General features: G+C 35.1%; 18 protein-coding genes. 3 read left to right on the top strand and 15 right to left on the bottom strand.

The window, feature by feature from the left end:
- Positions 1-9: 9 nt before the first annotated feature.
- From GCQ56_RS04280 to proS, 4 genes are all read right to left on the bottom strand, one after another.
- The gene (locus GCQ56_RS04280) at positions 10-2,028 is read right to left on the bottom strand and encodes an ATP-binding protein (RefSeq protein WP_152733138.1); all 2,019 of its coding nucleotides are present in this window, start codon (positions 2,026-2,028) and stop codon (positions 10-12) included.
- 149 nt (positions 2,029-2,177) lie between these two features.
- The gene (gene pepT / locus GCQ56_RS04275; protein WP_152733137.1) at positions 2,178-3,404 is read right to left on the bottom strand and encodes a peptidase T; all 1,227 of its coding nucleotides are present in this window, start codon (positions 3,402-3,404) and stop codon (positions 2,178-2,180) included.
- 102 nt (positions 3,405-3,506) lie between these two features.
- On the bottom strand, positions 3,507-4,190 hold the full coding sequence (locus GCQ56_RS04270; protein WP_152733136.1) for a hypothetical protein: 684 nt from the start codon (positions 4,188-4,190) through the stop codon (positions 3,507-3,509).
- 89 nt (positions 4,191-4,279) lie between these two features.
- Positions 4,280-5,755 carry a proline--tRNA ligase gene (gene proS / locus GCQ56_RS04265; protein WP_152733135.1) on the bottom strand — a complete coding sequence of 492 codons (1,476 nt, stop codon included), beginning with the start codon at positions 5,753-5,755 and terminating at the stop codon, positions 4,280-4,282.
- Between the two features lie 101 nt (positions 5,756-5,856).
- Between proS and GCQ56_RS04260 the strand changes: the two genes are divergently transcribed.
- Both GCQ56_RS04260 and GCQ56_RS04255 read left to right on the top strand, forming a co-directional pair.
- Positions 5,857-7,374 (top strand): hypothetical protein, encoded by a 1,518-nt coding sequence (locus GCQ56_RS04260; RefSeq protein ID WP_152733134.1) that lies wholly within the window; start codon positions 5,857-5,859, stop codon positions 7,372-7,374.
- Between the two features lie 136 nt (positions 7,375-7,510).
- Positions 7,511-8,980 carry an OmpP1/FadL family transporter gene (locus GCQ56_RS04255; protein ID WP_152733133.1) on the top strand — a complete coding sequence of 490 codons (1,470 nt, stop codon included), beginning with the start codon at positions 7,511-7,513 and terminating at the stop codon, positions 8,978-8,980.
- 72 nt (positions 8,981-9,052) lie between these two features.
- On the opposite strand, the gene cysN is transcribed toward GCQ56_RS04255, so the two are convergent.
- The 9 genes from cysN to GCQ56_RS04215 all read right to left on the bottom strand — a co-directional run bounded on the left by cysN (position 9,053) and on the right by GCQ56_RS04215 (position 17,792).
- The gene (gene cysN / locus GCQ56_RS04250) at positions 9,053-10,324 is read right to left on the bottom strand and encodes a sulfate adenylyltransferase subunit CysN (RefSeq protein ID WP_152733132.1); all 1,272 of its coding nucleotides are present in this window, start codon (positions 10,322-10,324) and stop codon (positions 9,053-9,055) included.
- 100 nt (positions 10,325-10,424) lie between these two features.
- Positions 10,425-11,330, bottom strand: a complete 906-nt coding sequence (gene cysD / locus GCQ56_RS04245; RefSeq protein WP_152733131.1) for a sulfate adenylyltransferase subunit CysD — start codon at positions 11,328-11,330, stop codon at positions 10,425-10,427.
- A gap of 363 nt (positions 11,331-11,693) precedes the next feature.
- On the bottom strand, positions 11,694-12,533 hold the full coding sequence (locus GCQ56_RS04240; RefSeq protein ID WP_152733130.1) for an enoyl-ACP reductase: 840 nt from the start codon (positions 12,531-12,533) through the stop codon (positions 11,694-11,696).
- 118 nt (positions 12,534-12,651) lie between these two features.
- Positions 12,652-14,307 carry a DNA repair protein RecN gene (recN, locus tag GCQ56_RS04235; protein WP_152733129.1) on the bottom strand — a complete coding sequence of 552 codons (1,656 nt, stop codon included), beginning with the start codon at positions 14,305-14,307 and terminating at the stop codon, positions 12,652-12,654.
- A gap of 70 nt (positions 14,308-14,377) precedes the next feature.
- Positions 14,378-15,274 carry a DUF4835 family protein gene (locus tag GCQ56_RS04230; RefSeq protein WP_152733128.1) on the bottom strand — a complete coding sequence of 299 codons (897 nt, stop codon included), beginning with the start codon at positions 15,272-15,274 and terminating at the stop codon, positions 14,378-14,380.
- 37 nt (positions 15,275-15,311) lie between these two features.
- A complete protein-coding gene (locus tag GCQ56_RS20470) occupies positions 15,312-15,935 on the bottom strand; it encodes a phosphopantothenoylcysteine decarboxylase (RefSeq protein ID WP_299993104.1) in 624 nt (207 codons plus the stop codon).
- A gap of 44 nt (positions 15,936-15,979) precedes the next feature.
- Entirely contained in the window at positions 15,980-16,537 is a 558-nt protein-coding gene (locus tag GCQ56_RS20465) for a flavoprotein (RefSeq protein WP_227005986.1), read from the bottom strand.
- Between the two features lie 65 nt (positions 16,538-16,602).
- Entirely contained in the window at positions 16,603-16,938 is a 336-nt protein-coding gene (locus GCQ56_RS04220) for a DNA-directed RNA polymerase subunit omega (RefSeq protein ID WP_152733127.1), read from the bottom strand.
- A gap of 23 nt (positions 16,939-16,961) precedes the next feature.
- Positions 16,962-17,792, bottom strand: a complete 831-nt coding sequence (locus GCQ56_RS04215) for an outer membrane protein assembly factor BamD (protein ID WP_227005985.1) — start codon at positions 17,790-17,792, stop codon at positions 16,962-16,964.
- A 140-nt stretch (positions 17,793-17,932) separates the two neighbouring features.
- Here GCQ56_RS04215 and GCQ56_RS04210 point away from each other — a divergent pair, with 140 nt between their 5' ends.
- Positions 17,933-19,183: an aminotransferase class I/II-fold pyridoxal phosphate-dependent enzyme gene (locus GCQ56_RS04210; RefSeq protein ID WP_299992822.1), complete on the top strand. Its 1,251-nt coding sequence runs from the start codon at positions 17,933-17,935 to the stop codon at positions 19,181-19,183.
- 109 nt (positions 19,184-19,292) lie between these two features.
- On the opposite strand, the gene trxB is transcribed toward GCQ56_RS04210, so the two are convergent.
- Both trxB and GCQ56_RS04200 read right to left on the bottom strand, forming a co-directional pair.
- Positions 19,293-20,285 (bottom strand): thioredoxin-disulfide reductase, encoded by a 993-nt coding sequence (gene trxB, locus GCQ56_RS04205; RefSeq protein ID WP_227005984.1) that lies wholly within the window; start codon positions 20,283-20,285, stop codon positions 19,293-19,295.
- Between the two features lie 271 nt (positions 20,286-20,556).
- Entirely contained in the window at positions 20,557-21,597 is a 1,041-nt protein-coding gene (locus GCQ56_RS04200) for a DNA cytosine methyltransferase (RefSeq protein WP_152733126.1), read from the bottom strand.
- Positions 21,598-21,645 lie beyond the last annotated feature (48 nt).

Here is a 21,645-nt window from a genome sequence, read left to right as displayed (position 1 = left end):
AGAATTAATTTAATTTTTTTGAGTCTGATTTTGAAGAGGACTTACTTCTTTCTTAGGCATGTTCATTAGAATAGGAATGGAAAAATAAAAATTAGCACCTTCTCCTATTTCACTCTCTACCCATATATTTCCGCCCAACATTTCTACATAAGCTTTTGATATTGCCAGTCCTAAACCTGCACCCTGTCGAGCATTAACATCATATATATCAGCTTGAATAAATCGTTCGAATATGGCTTTATGTTTGTCTTTAGCTATCCCAATTCCAGTATCCTTCACATAGAATTCCAAGCAATTCTCTTTTCTTACACATCCAAAATCAATAAAACCTCTTTCACAATATTTCAATGCATTTTTCACAAGGTTCATTAATACAGCAAATATTTTTTCATCGTCTGTATTAATCTTTTCCTCTCGTTTTATTAGTTGATCCTTACAGCGCAAAAGCACTCCCCTATCTTCAACCTCTGGTTTAAAAAAATTATAAATTTCATCGAGTTGCTCATTAATATTTGTTTCCTGAATATTCACTTCAGTTAATCCCGATTCAATCTTTGAAATATCCACAATATCATTTATAATATTGAGCATTCTTTTACCACTTTTAGTAATAATTTTAATGTATTTTTCCTGCTTTTCACTATTTAATTGTGGAGTTTTAAGCAAATCTGCAAAACCAATTATCCCATTCATTGGAGTACGAATTTCGTGACTCATATTAGCCAAGAAGGCGGATTTTAGTATATCACTTTTAACTGCTCGCTCTTTTGCAGTAATTAATTCCGATTCATATAACTTACGTTCAGTAACATCTTTTGCCATTGAAATAACAAGTCTTCTGCCATCGTCAAAAGTCCCCAATGGAGCAGAACTAAAATCCCAAATCACCTTCTCTCCGTTAGAAGTGAATATTTCGAACTCTCCATCCTCAATTTTCTTATTGTAAGAGTAAAGTCTATCTATAGATTCTTTAACAACAGTACTTTTTTGCCTGTAAGCTTTTTCCGTCCAATCTGAAATTGTAGGAATCTCCTTATGGGAATAACCGCTTATTTCTGTCCATGAATCACTAATTGCAATTACCTCTCCATCTTCAGCATGAATCATTATTGGGAATGGAGCAAATAATATAGCTCTACTCAATTTATCCTCCGTATTTCTGACCTTTCTGGTCGCAACATTTACCCGGTAACGTAATAGAACTAGAAAACTTACTAAAACAACCAATATTCCAACTACCATAATAGTGGCATTTTTCAACCATTTAGGAAAAATCTGTATGGTTCCAACATCACCATGCGACCACTTTCGTCTAGCTATATTGTAAACAGAATTACTCTTGTATTTCCACTCCTCTAAATATTGATTCAGTAAGTTTAATATGTCTTTATTTTTCCCCTTTTTAACCGTAAAATAAATATCAAAAGGATTAAAAATAATCCCACTTGAATGCAAATCATACTCTCTGGATTTTGCTGCTCCAAATGTATTGTTCACAACTCCTGCATCCACCTTATTCCTAGCCACTTTACTAAAAACATCATCAGAATCCTCTCCATAGACAAAGGTGCAGTTAACGGATAGCTTTCTTGTTAATTCCTGCAAATACCAGGAATTAATATCCGCTTTCATGATAGCTACTTTTTTGTCTTCTAAATCACGAATTCCATCAATATTTGAAGAGGAATTAACATACACCTCTCCCCAAACCGTTAACAATGGCACCGATGCATAATCCATAAAGAGTACTCTTTCTTCAGTGTATGCCACACTAACTAAAAAATCAACTTCCTCATCTTTTATACATTGTAAACATTGATCCCACGAACCAAAGACATATTTAAATTGTAAATTTTCTTTTTCCTCAATTTCTTTAAATGCGTCAACATAAAAACCCTTTATTTCTCCATTGGTATCTTGATATATGGCAGGATAATAATTGAATGCTCCAACTCGAATCTCTTTTTGAGCACTGGCATACAGTACTATTAATAGAAAATAACATATCGCTAGTAAACTCTTTTTCATTAAGAATTTCTTTTTTCATTTATAAGGATACAGTTCCTTTTGCAAACAGGAATCCCTATTTATCAATTCGAGTCCTTTAAATGTAGCAATTATTTAGATGCAAAAAAAGCAACCAATTGGGTTGCTTTTACTTATAATATTTATTCTAACTACCGTTTGGAGATTAGCTCTACAATTTTAAGAATTACCTCAACTGCTTTCTCCATAGATTCAACTGGAACGTATTCAAATCGTCCATGAAAATTATGTCCTCCAGCAAAAATATTCGGACAAGGTAAGCCCATATACGATAATCGGCTGCCATCAGTTCCTCCACGAATAGGAATCACCATAGGATCAACCCCTACTTGTTTCATGGCTTCTTCCGCTATATCAACTATGTATTTTACCGGCTCCACCTTTTCACGCATATTGTAATACTGGTTGGTCATCTCAATACTTACAGTTCCCTCGCCATACTTTTGATTGAATTCCTCACACAAATCTTGAACAAATTTCTTGCGAGATTCGTAATTATCCATATCAAAATCACGAATAATGTATTGAAGAGTTGAACTCTCTACTCCACCATCCATAGAAATCAAGTGGTAAAATCCCTGGTAGTTTTCGGTTTTTTCAGGAACTTCTTCTTTCGGTAATCGCGTAAGATATTCATTGGCAATCAACATCGAGTTGATCATTTTATCCTTAGCCATTCCCGGATGAACATTTCTGCCTTTAAAGGTTATTTTAGCAAAAGCAGCATTGAAATTTTCATACTGCAACTCTCCTATTTCACCACCATCCAATGTATAAGCAAACTCGGCTCCGAATTTTTTCACATTGAAAAAATCCGCTCCTTTACCAATCTCCTCATCAGGTGTAAAACCAATATGAACAGTTCCATGCTTAATTTCAGGATGCTTTGCTAAATATTCTATTGCGGTAATTATCTCAGCAACTCCCGCTTTGTCATCGGCACCTAATAGCGTAGTACCGTCTGTAGTAATCAAAGTTTGTCCTTTGTATTGTGTTAATTCAGGAAAATCTGCCACTTTCATTACAATATTCTCTGCCTGATTTAAGACAATATCTTCTCCATTGTAGTTCTCAACAAACTGAGGGTTTACATTTTTACCTGAAAAATCGGGGCTTGTATCCATGTGAGCAACAAAACCAATTGCAGGTACTTCATGATCTAAATTGGATGGAAGTGTTCCCATTAGATAGCCATTCTCATCTAAACTCACATTTTCAAGACCAATTTCTTCCAATTCATTTCTCAATTCCTCAGCCAAAACCATTTGACCTGGAGTACTTGGAGTTAATCCTGTTTCTGTATCCGATTCTGTGTCAAATTTTACGTATCGGATAAATTTATCGGTTACGGTACTCATATCTAGTGTTTGTTTTAATAATGCATAAATAAACGCTTCCCAGTAATTGGTGAAGCGTTACAATATTACAAATGATATTTTAAAATTCTATCTCTTTTCAATTTAAACATCATCCGACTTAAACTGAAATCCTAATCTTTTTCCTGTTGGAATTCTGGCGTTCTGTATTTTCTCAAAAATCTGTGCAACCGACATGATTTTAACATTGTCGTATGGTGGCACCAACAAATCAAAATTTAAAGAATAGTTGATAGCAGTTTCTACTATTACTCGTAAACTTTCCTTATTTGCCTTACTTGCCGATAAATCAGTTTGCAACAAACCCATTTGTCTCTTACCTTCAACAATAAAGTGCTTTTCTCGATTAATAAAAATACGAGCTACCAAATAGCCTAAATCCTCGTATCGTGTGTACTTAAAGGAATCAGCAAGGAAATTATAGATGTTTATTATACCGGAATAAGCATTATCGGGATTACTTTTCACATAGTTTTGTTCCCAAACATTGTGATCCCTGTTGAACTGAAAAACATTGGTATGTAAACTAAATATTAAGATATCCGAAGCAACCTTTATTTGAAATTCAAACTCACCTTTGTCTTCATATTCCAACAATACCTTTTCATCCGCATCTAATAATTCTGCATTGTATTCAATTACCAGATCTTCCAAAACTTTGCGCAGATCTTCAAAAATATCCTTAGTGTTCTGATAAACCTTTTGTTTTAGTGTGGCTTTATCCCTAATTGTATTAAGGATTGCAGTTTTTGTATTCAATATGTTCATTGTATAGTTGTTTTAGAGGAATATAAATATACAAAAAAACAGTCACCGAAATATCGATGACTGTTTTATTATGATTGTGTATTATTCTTCTAGTATGCTTTGGCAAAAACAACTCTCTTCTTCGAAGGTTTACCTGAAATCATACAAACACCCTCTTCCTCTTCACCATCAAAAGGAATACAACGAATGGTTGCTTTAGTTTCATTCTTAATCTTCTCTTCTGTTTCTGCTGTTCCATCCCAATGAGCAAGGAAGAAACCTGTTTTTGATTCCAACAGCTCTTTAAACTCTTCGTAAGAATCAACCTTAGTTGTTTTCTCAGCTCTAAAGTCTAATGCTTTCTGGAAAATATTATCCTGAATCTCTACCAATAATTTCTCAATTACTTCTTCAATACCATCAATTGGTAAGGTTTCCTTAGTTAAATTATCACGTCGAGCCAATTCAATGGTTCCATTTTCCAAATCACGGTTACCGATTGCCAAACGTACCGGTACACCTTTTAATTCGTACTCAGCAAATTTCCAACCTGGCTTACGATTATCGCTATCATCAAATTTAACAGAGATTCCCAAAGTTTTCAACTTAGCAACAATAGGATCAATCTTGGCTGCAATTTTCTCTAACTCCTCAGCCTTGCGATAAATTGGTACAATCACTACTTGGATTGGAGCCAATTTTGGAGGCAATACCAAACCTTTATCATCGGAGTGAGCCATAATTAATGCTCCCATCAATCGAGTTGAAACTCCCCATGACGTAGCCCAAACGTAATCTTCCTTACCCTCTTTATTTGCAAACTTCACATCAAATGCTTTTGCAAAATTCTGTCCCAAAAAGTGAGAAGTACCTGCTTGAAGAGCTTTTCCATCCTGCATTAATGCTTCAATACAATAGGTATCTAGAGCACCGGCAAATCTTTCCGATTCAGTTTTATGTCCTTTTAATACAGGAACTCCCATATATTGCTCTGCAAAATCACCATAAATATTGATCATCTGCTCCGTTTCCACTAATGCTTCCTCTTTGGTTGCATGAGCAGTATGACCTTCTTGCCACAAGAATTCGGCAGTTCTCAAAAACAAACGAGTTCGCATTTCCCAACGCATTACATTTGCCCACTGGTTACAAAGAATAGGAAGATCTCTATAGGACTGAATCCAATTTTTGTATGTATTCCAAATAATAGTCTCTGAAGTTGGTCGAATAATCAACTCCTCTTCTAACTTCGCATCAGGATCAACGATAACACCTTTCCCGTTGGGATCATTTTTTAAACGATAATGAGTTACAACTGCACATTCCTTTGCAAATCCTTCAACATGATCTGCCTCCTTGCTTAAAAATGATTTTGGTATTAATAGTGGAAAATATGCATTTTGATGCCCGGTATCCTTGAACATCTTGTCAAGAACCGCTTGCATGTTTTCCCAGATTGCATAACCGTAAGGCTTTATGATCATACATCCTCTTACTGCAGAATTCTCTGCTAAATCTGCTTTGATAACCAGATCGTTATACCATTGCGAGTAATTTTCGCTTCTGCTCGTTAAAACTTTTGCCATTCGATATAGTTTTGGTATAGTATTTGCTACTTTTAGGCTGAATAAAATTCCTTACAAAAGTATAAAATTATCTTAGATATTCATTAACTGGAGGACAAGCTATGAAAACCTATTTCAAAATTCTTTTAATTTCAGCCCTGTTTGCAACAGGATGTTCGCCTTCATATATGGGTGCAGCCCTATATGAGGACGATATTTATTACAACCCTAACGATGCACCTTTACTAGTGCAAAAAGCAGAGGTTACTCCCAAAAGTAACCAACTTGCACCTGCCACTAAATCAACAACTCAAACAAAAACCAATCCAAAAATTAGTACGTCAAAAGTTGATGACAGAAACTTTAAAGAAATTCAGGAACAATATGCTGCCATTTTAGAGAATGATTCAATTGGAAGTGTTGACACTTTGATTTTTCAAGCGGAAGATTCTGGTTATTACCTAGGTGGATTTACTGGATCGGATAGAGATGCCCAAGAAGCTGCCAGACTTAGAGAAATGTACCCACAGGGCTTTGGCTATTACGATGGTAGTGGTTACAGTTTGGCAATGTGGTTAGCAGGAAATCCAGACTGGAATGTATACGTTGATGGTGATAATGTTTGGTGGACTCCATCATGGACAAATCACAGACTTTACAGTTACTATGATTTTCATACTATGAAATATGGTAATTACTTTGCCTATAATTACCCATATGGATATTCCAGTTGGGGAGTAGGTTTCGGATGGGATTCCTGGTATTGGGGTACTAGTTTTGCATGGGGAGGATATTATCCTTATAACCATTATGGACATTATTACCCATACAATCATTACTATGGATATTATGGACATCACCACCACCATTATGCAGGAAATAACGGAAGCTACTACAACACACCAACTTACCGAGGCACAAGAAGATCATCAGGATATAAAGCTGGTACAACGGGTAATTCGGACCTAAGTCGCAGATCAAGCTCCAAAGCAGGAACAACTGCATCAACAAGAAGATCATCGTCCGGTACTAAAGCAACTACAACTAGCAGTTCCAGAAGAGCTTCAAGTTATACTTCATCTGATACAAGAAGAAGTAGAGCAGCATCACGCTATAGTTCTTCAACAAGACGGACCTACAGTAATGCCAACAGTAGTGGATCTTCCTCAAGAAGTAATTATAACAATTCTTCCACAAGAAAAAGTTCAAATGGAACAAACTCATATTCAAGAACCAGATATGGATCTAAAACGGGAAATAACTCTAACCGATCCAGTACATATTCGAATACTAGAAGAAATAGCTCACCAAGTTATAATAAAACAAGAACAGCTACCAGACCTTCTTACAATTCATCAAGAAGTACAAGGAATTCAGGGTATTCAAATAGATCAACAAGTAAGTCTACGTACTCTAAAGTAAGAAGTAATTCCTCGAGTAGATCAAGATCATCTGGAACTTACAAGAGTGGTTCATCCAGATCTTCAAGTAGATCATCGGGTAGCTACAGATCTTCAGGTAGTAGTTCAAGATCTTCAGGTAGTTCATATCGATCATCTGGAAGTAGTTCAAGATCTTCAGGTAGTTCAAGATCATCCGGAAGCTCCTCAAGTTCATCTGGAAGCAGTCGAAGAAGATAATATAGTATATAATCAAAGAGAGCAAGTCCTCCAGCTCTCCTTGATTATAAATAAAAAAATATAAAATTAATTGAACAGTGAAATCATTAATACTGATTTCAAATGTTCTCTACTACCATTACTAAAATCTTAAAGTATGAAACGTATATATTTAATTCTAATGATGACATGTATCGTTGGAGCAGTAAGTGCTCAAACCATAGATGATGCATTACGATTCTCTAAACATGAATATAACGGAACAGCTCGTTCTACTGCAATGGGTGGTGCCTTCGGAGCTCTAGGTGGTGATTTTTCCAGTCTTAGCATTAATCCTGCTGGGATTGCTGTTTATCGTAGTTCAGAATTTACATTTACACCATCTATTGAATTAACAAAATCTGAAAACAGTAATGTCTCAGAAGATAAATATAGCTTTACAATAGGAAATATAGGCTACGTTGGTAGTGTAGTTCCTCGTATGGCACCAAGCAAAGGTATTCAGAACTTTAATTTTGCCATTGGATACAATCGAGTGGCGAACTTTAATCGTGAAGGTTTCTTAATGACAATTGAATCACCTACCTCTCGTCTAGATTTATGGGCAAATATGGCTAATGGAACTAATCCTGATGACTTATATCCTTTTGAAGAACAATTGGCTTATGATACCTATCTTATCAATCCAGATGATGATTTGGCATATCAATCTGTTCTTTACGAAAATGATGTAATGGACCAAATGAAATATATCGACGAAAAAGGATATATTGGTGAGTACATTCTTTCGGCTGGAATAAACATATCTCATAAATTATATTTAGGTGCTACCATTGGAATTCAAGATGTTTATTACAAATCAACAACAACATATAAAGAAACTATTTTTGGATTAGACGGAAATGTTATTCCTAATGAGAGTGCTCTAGATGAATTTACCTTTCGAGAATTTCAAAAAACAACTGGTGCTGGTGCCAACTTTAAAATAGGAGCTATTTTTCGCCCTACTCCAAATTTACGTTTAGGAGCTGCTATTCACACTCCTACTTATTACAATTTAGATGAGCGATACAATACTTTTATGAGTTCACAGTTCAGTGCTGAAATGAGTGGTTCTCCTGAATTTCCAGAAGATGGTAATGCATATCATGCAGAATACTCTAAAAATGTAGCTAGAAATAACTTTGACCTAGAAACTCCTTTCAGAACTATTCTTAGTGGAGCTTATCTTTTTGGTAAAAAAGCTATTTTAAGCGTTGATTATGAAATGATAGATTATTCGGATGCAGAATTTGATGGTGAAGATTACATCGGACTAAATCAAGACATAGCTAATTCCTACCAATCTACTTACAACCTAAGAATTGGTGGAGAATACAGATTGTCGCACAATATAAGTTTACGCGGTGGATATGCAAAGATAGGCGATCCGTACAAAGGAAGAATAGATGAAAGTTGCGAGTTATATTCCGGAGGATTTGGATTTAAACAAAACAATTTCTTTTTTGATTTAGCATATCAATACAAAGAGTACGATGAAGATTACGTATTTTATGAAGGAAGTGATATTGTAACACTGAATAACAAGAATCATCAGTTGCGAATGACTTTTGGATTCAAATTCTAAGTTAATTAACATCAAATAAAAAATGGCTAACACCAAAAGTGTTAGCCATTTTTATTTTCCTGTAATTGGAAATTATATTATCATCCCAGCAGCTACAGTTTCATTTGTACCTTCATCAATCATGATGAAACTGCCAGTGATTCTGTTATCATTGTAAGAGTCAACAAATAATGGTTTTGCTGATTTAAAGCTAATACAAGCAATATCGTTCAAACCAACTTGCTTGTCATCAGTCATCTCTTCAAGAGTGTTTACATTTACCTTAAATTTCACATCACGAATCATACAACGAGTCTCATTCGAAGTGTGTTTAATGGTGTATTTACCACGAGGCATCATTGCTCTCTCGTTCATCCAACATACCATTGCCTCAACTTCCTGCACAACTTTAGGTGCATTTTCAGCAGAAACAATCATATCTCCTCTTGAAATATCGATATCCTCACTTAAAGTTAAAGTAACCGATTGTGGTGGAAATGCCATATCAATTTCTCCATCGAAAGTGTCAATTGATTTTAAAGTTGTATCCAAACCTGAAGGCAATATTTTTACCTTATCTCCTGGTCTGAAAACACCACTGGCAACTCTACCTGCATACCCTCTGTAATCATGATATTCATCAGACTGAGGACGAATTACGTATTGTACAGGAAATCTTGCATCTGAATGGTTTCTATCATCAACAATTTCGATAGTTTCCAACAAGTTCAACAAAGTTTCACCCTTGTACCAATCCATATTTTCAGATGGATCAACAACATTATCGCCAAATTTTGCCGAAATAGGAATGAAACGAACATCTTTAATATTCAATTTCTCAGCAACTTTCTGATAATCTTCCTTTATCTTATTGTAAGTTTCCTCAGAATGATCAACCAAGTCCATTTTATTGATACAAACAATTAAATGAGGAATTTGTAATAAGTTCGCAATATATGAGTGACGCAATGTTTGTTCAATAACACCATTACGTGCATCAACCAAAATTAAAGCTGCATTAGCCGTAGAAGCACCGGTTACCATGTTTCTGGTATACTGAATGTGTCCAGGAGTATCAGCAATAATAAATTTTCTTTTAGGAGTTGCAAAATATCGGTACGCAACGTCAATTGTTATTCCCTGCTCACGTTCTGCTCTTAAGCCGTCGGTAAGTAAGGCTAAATCCACTTCTTCGTCACCTCTTTTTTGGCTACTAATTTCGATAGCTTCCATTTGATCTTCGAAAATAGCTTTACTATCATATAATAATCTTCCGATAAGAGTACTTTTTCCATCATCAACACTACCCGCAGTGGTGAATCGTAAAAGTTCCATATCTAAATATCCTGATGTTTTCTCTGACATTTTTTTAAGCTTTATGCTACTAGCTGTTAACTATTAGCTATAAGTTTTATTTTTTGAGAGTGGCTAAAAACCACTTATATTCTTTCCTTTAAGCTTTTGCTTAAAAATATCCTTCTTTCTTACGATCTTCCATTGCAGCTTCTGAACGCTTGTCATCATGACGTGTACCACGTTCTGTAGTTCTTGTAGCAGCAACTTCTTCAATAATATCTTCTAATGTATTTGCTTCTGACTCAACAGCACCTGTACAGGTAGCATCTCCAATAGTTCTAAAACGAACAATACGCTTTTCTACCTTCTCGGTATCACGCATTGGAATAAAATCCGAAGCTGATAAAAGATTACCATGACGTAGGAAAACATCACGTTCGTGAGAAAAATAGATATTAGGAATTTTTATATTTTCCAGGTAGATATATTGCCAAACATCCATCTCTGTCCAATTGGAAATTGGAAATACACGGAAATGTTCTCCCATATTCTTTTTACCATTAAACAAATTCCAAAGTTCTGGTCTTTGATTTTTTGGATCCCACTGACCAAACTCATCACGGTGAGAAAAGAAACGCTCTTTTGCACGTGCTTTTTCTTCATCACGACGACCACCGCCCATAGCACAATCCACTTGCAAATCTTCTAATCCATCAAGCAAGGTTACCGTTTGTAATTTATTTCTACTAGCATCAAAACCAGTTTCTTCAATTGCCTTTCCCTGATCAATTGAATCTTGTACGTAACGAACGATTATACGAGTTCCGGTTTCCTCCATCAGTTCATCGCGAAACTGAATTGTTTCAGGAAAATTATGCCCTGTATCTACGTGCATTAAAGCAAAAGGAACCTTTGCCGGCGCAAAAGCCTTACGAGCTAAATGGAACATGATAATTGAGTCCTTTCCTCCTGAAAATAACATCACAGGATTTTCAAATTGAGCAGCAACTTCACGAATCACGAAAATAGATTCCGCTTCAAGTTCTCTTAAGTGATTTATATTGTATTCCTTCATTCGAAAAAAATTTATTTTACTTCGTTACAGGCTTTAAGCCTAATTTTCTTATCCAATTTTAGCTAGTAATTAACTGTTCTTAGCTTTTTAAAAATTAGATTCACACTTCTATTACCGATTCCTCGGGAGGCAATTTCAAAGATTTCTATCAGATGAAAGTTTTACATTCACCACTACCAGCCTTCTAAGTCATTACCAATACTGTTTCTATCCTTAAAATCTCTTCAAGTTTTAGAAAATTAAGGGCAAATGTACATATTATCGTTAGATTTTAAAAATCAATTATATCTATAAAGATTAAGATTTTTCGCAAAAAAAAATCCAGATTTTTCAATCTGGATTTTAAGATAATATGTTTGAATATTATTCTTTGCAATCACACGGATTGAAACTCTTATTATACTGACTCATTGCCCTGTAACTCATACCCATACTTGAGAAACCACCATCGTGGAATAAATTCTGCATGGTCACTTTTTTTGTCAAGTCTGAGAAAAGTGTAATACAGAAGTTTGCACATTCCTGAGCATCTGCATTTCCTAATGGTGACATTCTTTCTGAAAAGTCAATTAACGAGTCAAAACCTTTAACTCCACTACCTGCAGTAGTCATTGTTGGAGATTGAGAAATTGTATTCACACGAACTCTCTTCTCGCGACCATAAATGTAACCAAAACTACGTGCAATAGATTCAAGCATAGCTTTGGCATCAGCCATATCGTTATACTCAAACATAGTTCTCTGTGCAGCTGCGTATGACAATGCTACTACTGATCCCCATTCATTAATGGCATCTAGTTTTTTAGCCGATTGCAATACTTTATGGAATGATGTTGCGGAAACATCTAAGGTCTTTTTAAGGTACTCGTAATTTAAATCATCGTAAGAGTGTCCCTTACGAACATTAGGAGACATACCGATTGAATGCAGAACGAAATCTACCTTTCCGCCCAAAACTTCCATAGATTTGGTAAACAATTCGTCTAAATCTTTAGGATTGGTTGCATCGGCAGGAATTACTTGTGCATTGCATTTCTTAGCCAATTCATCGATAGTTCCCATACGAATAGAAACAGGAGTATTTGTTAAAACAATCTCGGCTCCTTCAGCAACTGCTAATTCTGCAACTTTCCAGGCAATTGACATATCATTCAAAGCCCCGAAAATAATACCCTTTTTTCCTTTTAATAAATTATAAGACATAATTTGAAATTTTCAATTTTTTCAGCCTCAAAGATAACCATTAAATTCCATAATGATTCCAAATAAGCACATTAATTAAGACTGAATAAATTCTTTAATTGAAAATGCAAATTATTATTTAGCTATCCAACAGCACCTTAGCATTTTCAAGTGCTGCTTGTGTAAGGTCTGCACCACTCAACATCTTAGCCAATTCTTCAAGACGATTTTGCTTATCAAGAAGTACAATATTTGAATAGGTTTCACGCTCGTCATCTGCTTTGTATACCTTGTAGTGATACTTACCCTTTCCTGCAATTTGAGGAAGGTGAGTAATACTTATTACCTGAATATTTTCAGCCATTTGAGTCATCATAGCACCCATTTTATCGGCAATTTCTCCTGAAACTCCAGTGTCAATTTCATCAAAAACAATAGAAGGCAAAGCTGTTGATGATGATATTAAATACTTAATACTTAGCATCAAACGAGACAACTCACCACCTGATGCAACACGCTGTACCTCTTCAAGCTTACCATTCTTATTGGCACTAAACAAAAAGCACAAGTTATCTGCTCCTAAATACTGAAAATCTTCGTTATTAGAAATTTGAATCTTAAAGTTAGCATTAGGTATTCCCAATTGAACCAATTGAGTAACTATAGTTTTCTCTATATTTGGGATAGCTCTTTTCCTGCTATTTGTAAGGCTTACAGCCGATTTATTAAGCTTTTGTATTTGTTCTTTTAATTGTTTATTCAAATCTTCAATTAAATCATCACTTGATTCTATTTTCCCAACTTTCAGATTCAATTCCTCTCTAATTTGAATCAATTCCTCCACACTATCCACTCTATGCTTTTGCTGTAATGAGTAAATTGCATCCAATCGCTGATTCAAGAAATCTATTCTGCTCGCGTCAAATTCAACCGATTCATTACTGCGATCCAATTCCTGAGCCAAATCCTGCAATTCAATATAGGAACTTTCGAATCTCTCAAAATAATCATTTGCCTCAGGAAAAACATTCTGAATTTGAGACATGGCATTTCTAGCTTCTCTCAATTGTGAAATAACGGAACCTTCACCCTCTGAAAGATGTCCGTATGAAGTATACAAAGCAGATTTAATCTCTTCCGCATGACTTAAAGTTTCCAACTCTGACTCCATTTCTCTTTGTTCACCCTCTACCAGGTTAGCTTCAAGTAATTGTTCCAGTTGAAATTGGAAATAATCCAAATCAGCTTTCTCTTTTTCTGCAAGTTCAACCTGCCGTTTAAGTTCCTTTTTCAGGTTCAAAAATTCAGCATATTGCTTTTGATACTTTAAAAGTAAGTCTGAATTCTTTGCGTAAGTATCTACTATTCCTACCTGATATTCGAAACTTCCCAAAACCAAATTCTGATTCTGACTGTGAATATCGACCAATCGAACTCCAAGCTCTTTAAGAATTTTTAAATTTACAGGTGAATCGTTTACAAAAGCACGTGTTTTCCCATTAGGTGCGATTTCACGACGAACCAATGTCTCCTTTTCGTAATCCAAGTCATACTCCTCAAAAAAGTTTTCCAATTTGTATTTGTCTATCGAGAATGAACATTCGATTACACATTTTTTATCCCTATTCTTAAGAACATTGCCTTCAGATCTTTGTCCCAAAACAAGCGATAAAGCACCTAATAAAATCGATTTCCCCGAACCCGTTTCTCCCGTAATTACAGAAAATCCATCAGAAAAATCTATTTCCAGGTGATTAATAAGTGCGAAGTTTTGAATCGAAATTGACTGAAGCATATTAGTACGAATGAAATGTAATTTTTGGCAAAAATAATCAATCAGAAATCATTTACTAGTCCTGATTTTATTATTGACCAATGATTTTATTGTATTTTTTAATATTAGCGGGATCTATCTCATTGAGAATATTGAAAACACGTTTCTTTTCGTCAGAGAAAGACTCTGAGAAAATATGTACCAACTCATCGGCTTTAGCATCGAAAAAGATCTTTAAAATAAATGCTCCTGGTTTGGCTCTGTATGCTTTTTGAAGCAAACGCATACTCTCAGCAATTTCAGCTCTCGATTCCGTCAAATGATCAGACATTCTATCCAAACCCAATCGATGATATCTATACAAACATTCACGAACAGGACTGTATGCATTATTCAAAATATTCTCAACCAACCAATATCTATTGTCACGACTCTCGTAAGCTTTCCAACCTGGCACATTCGAATTTTGCATCTTATTTACAATAGCTTCTGCCCTTGAAAAATAAGGAGTTCCTCCATCCATTGCGAAAGTGTCATAATCCAACCCAAGAATTAAATTTGCGTAAAAAGCCAACAATCCAGTTAGGTTAGTTGGTGTTATAGTTTCATTAAAATCTATTGATTGATATTCTACATATTTAAATTGTACATCATCATCTTTAAAATTTAACAAAACTGTATTGTAAGAGGAGTTGTAAACCGGACGACTTGCCTGAATTTGTAAACTTCCACGAAACTCATCTGCCGATATTTGCTCAGTTAAATTAAACAGAAATGTACATTCTATTCTTTCATCATAACTATAAACATGATCAGTCCAGCGGCGAGAATTCATGAACTCGTTGATAGCAGTTTGCATGGTTCTAAAAACCTGCTTATTGGTTCCTTGAATCTGCTGACTTACAATCTGAATATTACATCTTAATTCTTGAGAAAAAACAGGAAATGATAACAAACAAACCAATAACAGTACAAAAATTTTACGCATAATTATATATTCAAAAGATTACAGCTAAAGTTAAAAATTAAAACGAAACAGTTGAAGAATTATTCTCCACAAAATCGATTAATTCATTAACGATATCCTTTGCCACTTCTGATTTGAGCTTTAAATCAAAACGCTTAGCAGTTCCTTTATTATTTATAATTGATATCTTATTCGTATCGTGCTGGAAACCCGCTCCTTTATCATTTAACGAGTTCAGAACTATAAAATCTAAGTTCTTCTTCTCCAACTTTAGCTTGGCGTTAAAATCCTCATCATTAGTTTCCAATGCAAAACCTACTAAAAATTGTTTGTCTGTTTTCAACTGCCCTAAGGAGGCTGCGATATCCTTTGTTGGAGTCAATTCTATGGAGTAATTCTCTTTGCCTCTTTTTACCTTTTTATCCATTGGATCAAGTGGTGTAAAATCAGCTACCGCAGCAGTCATAATTCCCCCATCACAATCCGAAAAACGCTCAACAGTTGCTTGATACATTTCTTTGGCTGAGACAACATCAATTCTCTCGATATTTGAATGCGTTGTTTGTTGTGAAGTTGGTCCACTTATTAAAACAACATGGGCGCCATTATCAGCCAATTCTTCTGCAATGGCATAACCCATTTTTCCTGATGAAAAATTTCCGATAAATCTTACCGGATCAATTTTTTCGTAAGTTGGACCTGTGGTAATCAGGATTCTCTTATTACTTAGCTTTTTTTTTTATTCTCGAAAAAATCACTCAGCTTTTTAGCAATAATTTCAGGCTCTTCCATTCTACCTTTTCCATACAATCCACTAGCCAATTCTCCACTCGATGGTTCGATAAATGAATCTCCATATGATCGTAAAATATCCATATTACGAAGAGTTGCTGGATGCTTAAACATGTCCAAATCCATAGCCGGAGCATGAATAACTGGACATTTTGCCGATAAATATGTTGTAAGTAACAAATTATCACAAATACCATGAGCCATTTTTGCCATTGTATTGGCAGTAGTTGGAGCTACTAATAAAGCATCTGCCCAAATCCCTAAATCTACATGACTGTTCCACTCACCATCATCGTGCTTGAAAAAATCCGATAGAACCGTATTCTTCGACAAGGTTGCCATTGTTACAGGAGATATAAACTCTTTTGCATAAGGAGTCATTATTACCTTAACAGTTGCTCCTTCTTTAACTAATAATCGCACTAAAGTCGCAGCTTTATATGCTGCAATACTTGCCGTAACACCAAGTAAGATATTTTTACCTTTTAACATAAGCATAAGTTAAAATAAAAAAGTTCCCTCTTGTTAAAAAAGGGAACCTGAAAACTATCTAGTTATTACTCTTCTGTTTTTGCTTCTTTCGCAGGATTTCTGTAATAAATATCTCCATTGATAAACTCCTCAACTGCAATTAGAGTTGGCTTTGGAAGTCTTTCATAGTACTTAGAGATTTCAATCTGCTCACGATTTTCAAAAACCTCTTCCAAGTTATCTGTATAAGATGCAAACTCTTGCAATTTCTTATTCAGTTCACTTTTCAGCTCAACAGCAATCTGATTTGACCTTTTCGCCATAATCATTACAGATTCATATACATTACCCACATCCTCGCTCATTTCGGTCATGTTACGGGTAATTGTTGAACTTGCTGCATTTGTTTTTTTGTAATCCATACTGTCTAAGAATTAGATCTATTTTAATTATTCGTATTAAACTTACTTAAGTATGATTCAATATCTTCAATCATTTTTTCAGCACGCTTCATGTGCTTACTTTCAGGGTACTCATCTACAAAAGAAAAATACTCCTCTTTTGCATTGTTATATCTTTCACGTTTCTTCCCTGCTACACTTTTATATGCCAACTGATGTTTCGATTCTAAAAGCATAAACATCAAATCTTCACGATACGAAGATCCAGGGTAATCCTTTAAACTATTTTGTAATGCAATAATTGCAGAAGGAGAATGTCCTCTATCGTAATAATTTCTTGCACTTAAATATGATTTATAAACCAATTTATCCTGTAATTCATCTATATAATCATTACACTTAGAAATTCTCGTAGAATTCGGATAACGATTAATATACAACTGCATTGCATCAATAGCATTTGTTGTTGGAGTCTGATCTAAACGTGGTTTAGGCGACTCTAAATAATAACAGTAAGCACTCATATAAAGACTTTCTTCCGAATATGGGCTATCTGGAAAAGTTTTTAGAAAATTTCTAAAAAAATATCCTGCCGAAATGTAATCGCCTTGTCCATAAGAACAATAAGAAATATAGTAACTTATTGTTTCTGCTTTACTCGTTCCTCTATAAATAGGGAGTAATTCTTCGAACAAGGTTGCGGCTTTCACATATTGTTCCGCATTGTAATACTCAATTGCTTTTTTATACTTCAACGAATTATCATTACTTTTTAATAGTTTTTGATAATCGCTACACCCCGTTAAAACAAAGGCAAAAAGCACGAACAGGAAGATTATTTTTCTCATAGGCTCTGCTACTATAATTTTTTGCATTTTGCAAAGATAAAGTTTTCCTCTGAATTATTATATACTTTCCCCTCATATTATACAATTCTTTAATATTTATTGGTTTAATTTCAAAAAAGATTACTTTTGCACAGTTAGAAAGAAAATAACTCAAAAAAGCATATATCGTGGATATTTTTGACAAAATTAAAACCCAAAAAGGGAATATTGGACAATACGCAAAGCAGGCTCATGGTTACTTCGCCTTTCCTAAATTAGAAGGTGAAATTAGCTCTAGAATGAAGTTTCGTGGGAAAGAAGTCTTAACATGGAGTTTGAATAATTATATTGGTTTAGCAAATCATCCTGAAATTAGAAAAGCAGATGCTGTAGCAGCTGAAAAATGGGGATTAGCTTATCCAATGGGAGCTCGTATGATGTCAGGGCAAACTAGCCTTCACGAAGAGTTAGAGTCTAAATTAGCTGAATTTGTTGGAAAACCAGATGCTTTCTTATTGAACTTTGGTTACCAGGGAATGGTGTCAATTATTGATGCAATGGTTGGTCGTCACGATGTAATCGTTTATGATTCAGAATCTCACGCTTGTATTATGGATGGTCTTAGACTTCACCCAGGTAAGCGTTTTGTTTTCCCTCATAACGATATGGATAACCTTCGTAAAGAATTAGAGCGTGCTACCAAATGGACTGAAAAAACAGGTGGTGGTATTCTTGTAATTACTGAAGGTGTTTTCGGTATGGCTGGAGACTTAGGTAAATTGGATGAAATCTGTGCTATGAAAGATGATTTCAATTTCCGTTTATTGGTTGACGATGCTCATGGTTTTGGTGTAATGGGTAAAACTGGTGCTGGTGCAATCGAACATTTCGGTGTTGAAGATAAGGTAGATTTACACTTTAGTACTTTTGCTAAGGCAATGGCAGGTATTGGTGCTTTTATCGCATGTAGCGAAGAAGTTGGTACTTACTTAAGGTATACGATGAGATCTCAAATTTTTGCGAAATCTCTTCCAATGCCAATCGTTGAAGGTTCTATAAAGCGTCTTGAAATGTTAAAGACAATGCCTGAATTACGTGAACAGCTATGGTCAGTATCAAATGCATTGCAAAAAGGATTAACTGAGGCTGGATTAGATATTGGAGTAACTGAATCTCCTGTAACTCCTGTTTATTTATCAGGTAGTGTAGCTGAAGGAACTCAGGTTACTATGGATTTGAGAGAAAATTACAATATTTTCTGTTCTATCGTAGTTTACCCAGTAATTCCTAAAGGTCAATTATTACTTCGTTTAATTCCAACTGCAACTCATACTTTAGAAGATGTTGAGTATACTGTTAATGCATTTAAAGATGTAGCACAGAAGTTGAAAGATGGAAAATACAGTAACGAGAAATTTGCTGATATCTTTAATCAGTAATATTTTCAAATATATCAAAGAACGGCATTCGAAAGGATGCCGTTTTTTTTTGCATAAAAATACCCGACCACCTTTAGTGTAGTCGGGTTTCTTCTATATAATTGTATAATTATTCTCTTTCTGCCAGAAATCTTTCTGCATCCATTGCAGCCATACACCCTGAACCTGCAGATGTAATTGCCTGACGATAATGAGGATCTTTTAAATCACCTGAAGCAAATACACCAGGAACATTTGTTTTGGTAGTATCTGGCTCTGTAATCACATACCCTTGCTCATCTGTCTTTAAATAATCAGCAAATACCGTTGAGTTTGGTGTATGTCCAATTGCAACAAAGAATCCATCAATTTTAACGTCAACTTCTTGCTCATCAGCCTCTCCCATTCTCTTAATCAACTTCACACCTTGCACAACTCCATCGCCATACAATTCTTTTGTATTGTGCTCATAAAGAACCTCAATATTCTCTGTCTTCATCACACGATCTTGCATAGCCTTCGAAGCACGTAAATAATCCTTACGTACAATCAAATACACTTTCTTAGCCAGACCTGCCAAATAAGTAGCTTCTTCAGCAGCAGTATCGCCACCACCTACAACAGCAACATCCATTCCTCTATAAAAGAAACCATCGCATGTTGCACAAGCAGACACACCTGATCCCATATATTTTTCTTCAGTTGGGAAACCTAAATATTTAGCTGTTGCTCCTGTAGCCAAAATAACCGTTTCAGCGATGATTACATTCTTACCATCAACAATTACCTTATGTGGATAAGATGAGAAATCAACCTCTGTAACAAGTCCCCAACGACAATCTGTACCAAAACGCTCAGCTTGCTTTTTTAAATCAGCCATCATCGCAGGTCCCGTAACACCATCAGCATACCCAGGAAAGTTATCCACTTCAGTAGTCGTTGTTAACTGTCCACCAGGCTGCAATCCTTCAATTAAAACAGGATTTAAATTGGCTCTTGCAGCATAAATAGCAGCTGTGTAACCAGCAGGACCAGAACCAACAATCAGGCATTTTACATTTTCCACATCACCCTCCGGAGTCACAGGTGCATTTTCTTTCAGATTCATTGACTTAAATTCCATGTATGTTTAATTATTCTGTGTCTAAATAAGATTTTGAGTAGCAAATCTACAAAATATCTAGATAACTACAAGTGTATTGAACCATAGAAAATGTTGATGAAAGCATCAATTAACTCGAATCTTTAAACTATAATCCACCTGATAGTTATACAGATTAAATATCATTTATTTTAACCAATTTGTGAAGTAAATCAATAAAGAGAAGAATACTGAATTGCAACTATTAGTTAACAAAAAAGAGCAGTTTTTTATCCTAATTAAAACGTACCAATTAAACGATACTAGTTTCCGAAGACTGCGAAGCAACTTTCTTCTCTATACTATTGAATTCAATCTGTTTTTTAATAGTAGTAGCTAAAAAATAAGCCATATTAACTGGCACTGCATTACCGATCATTTTATATCCATCGGCAACCTTTTGATAATAGAATTTAAAATCATCAGGAAAAGTTTGAATGCGAGCACATTCTCTCACACTTAATCTTCTATACAAATCTTCTTTACCCGAAACAAAAACTCTTTTATCTTTCTCTACCAGAACCATCGGAGGAGCTTGTGGATGAAGCGGAGCATGTCTACCACCTGCCTGAATGGTAAACGATTGTTCTTCCCAAGTTCTAACTCTGTTACGAGACATGAACATACTAGAGTAGCCCCCTATCATGTATTCATGGTTGGGAATGATACAATTTTCGTGATTTGAATAGTTTTTTTCCAATGCTGGAATAGCAGTTAAAGTTAAATCTCCGATTGCATTTTTCAGATCTACTTTCGGAAGTGTTTCACTTGGAAACTTGAATTTAAAACCTAGATCTTTTCGAATTCCTATAAAAAAGACTCGTTTACGATCCTGAGGCACATTATAATCGGATGCATTTAAGAGTTTAAATGACAATTCGTAGCCAGTACCTGCATTTTTAAAAAGCTCCTTAATATTCTCCAATGCTTCTTTATGACGAGGCAATAACATCCCACTAACATTCTCAGCAAGGAAAAACTTCGGCTGCTTGGCTTCTAAAATTCTTATAAAATCATAAAAGAGCTGTCCCCTTTTGTCCTTAATTCCTCTTAAGGCTCCAGCCTCACTCCAACTCTGACAAGGAGGTCCTCCAATAATGCCATCACAACCAGGAACTTCATCTGATTGGATTTCCACAATACTTCTACGATCTAATTTCGTATTCAAATGATTCTTCTCGTAAGTATCCCAAATTGTCTTGTCATATTCATTTGCCCAAACCACCTTAAAGCCAGCTTTCTCAAAACCCAAATCAAGACCACCTGCACCTGCAAAAAAAGAAACTACTCTCATAAAAACACTACAATTAAATACCTTAAATATACACTAAGAATTTCCCCT

This window comes from Marinifilum sp. N1E240 (assembly GCF_009295825.1).
GTDB lineage: Bacteria > Bacteroidota > Bacteroidia > Bacteroidales > Marinifilaceae > Marinifilum_A > Marinifilum_A sediminis.
This window is presented reverse-complemented; position numbering and strand designations above follow the sequence as displayed.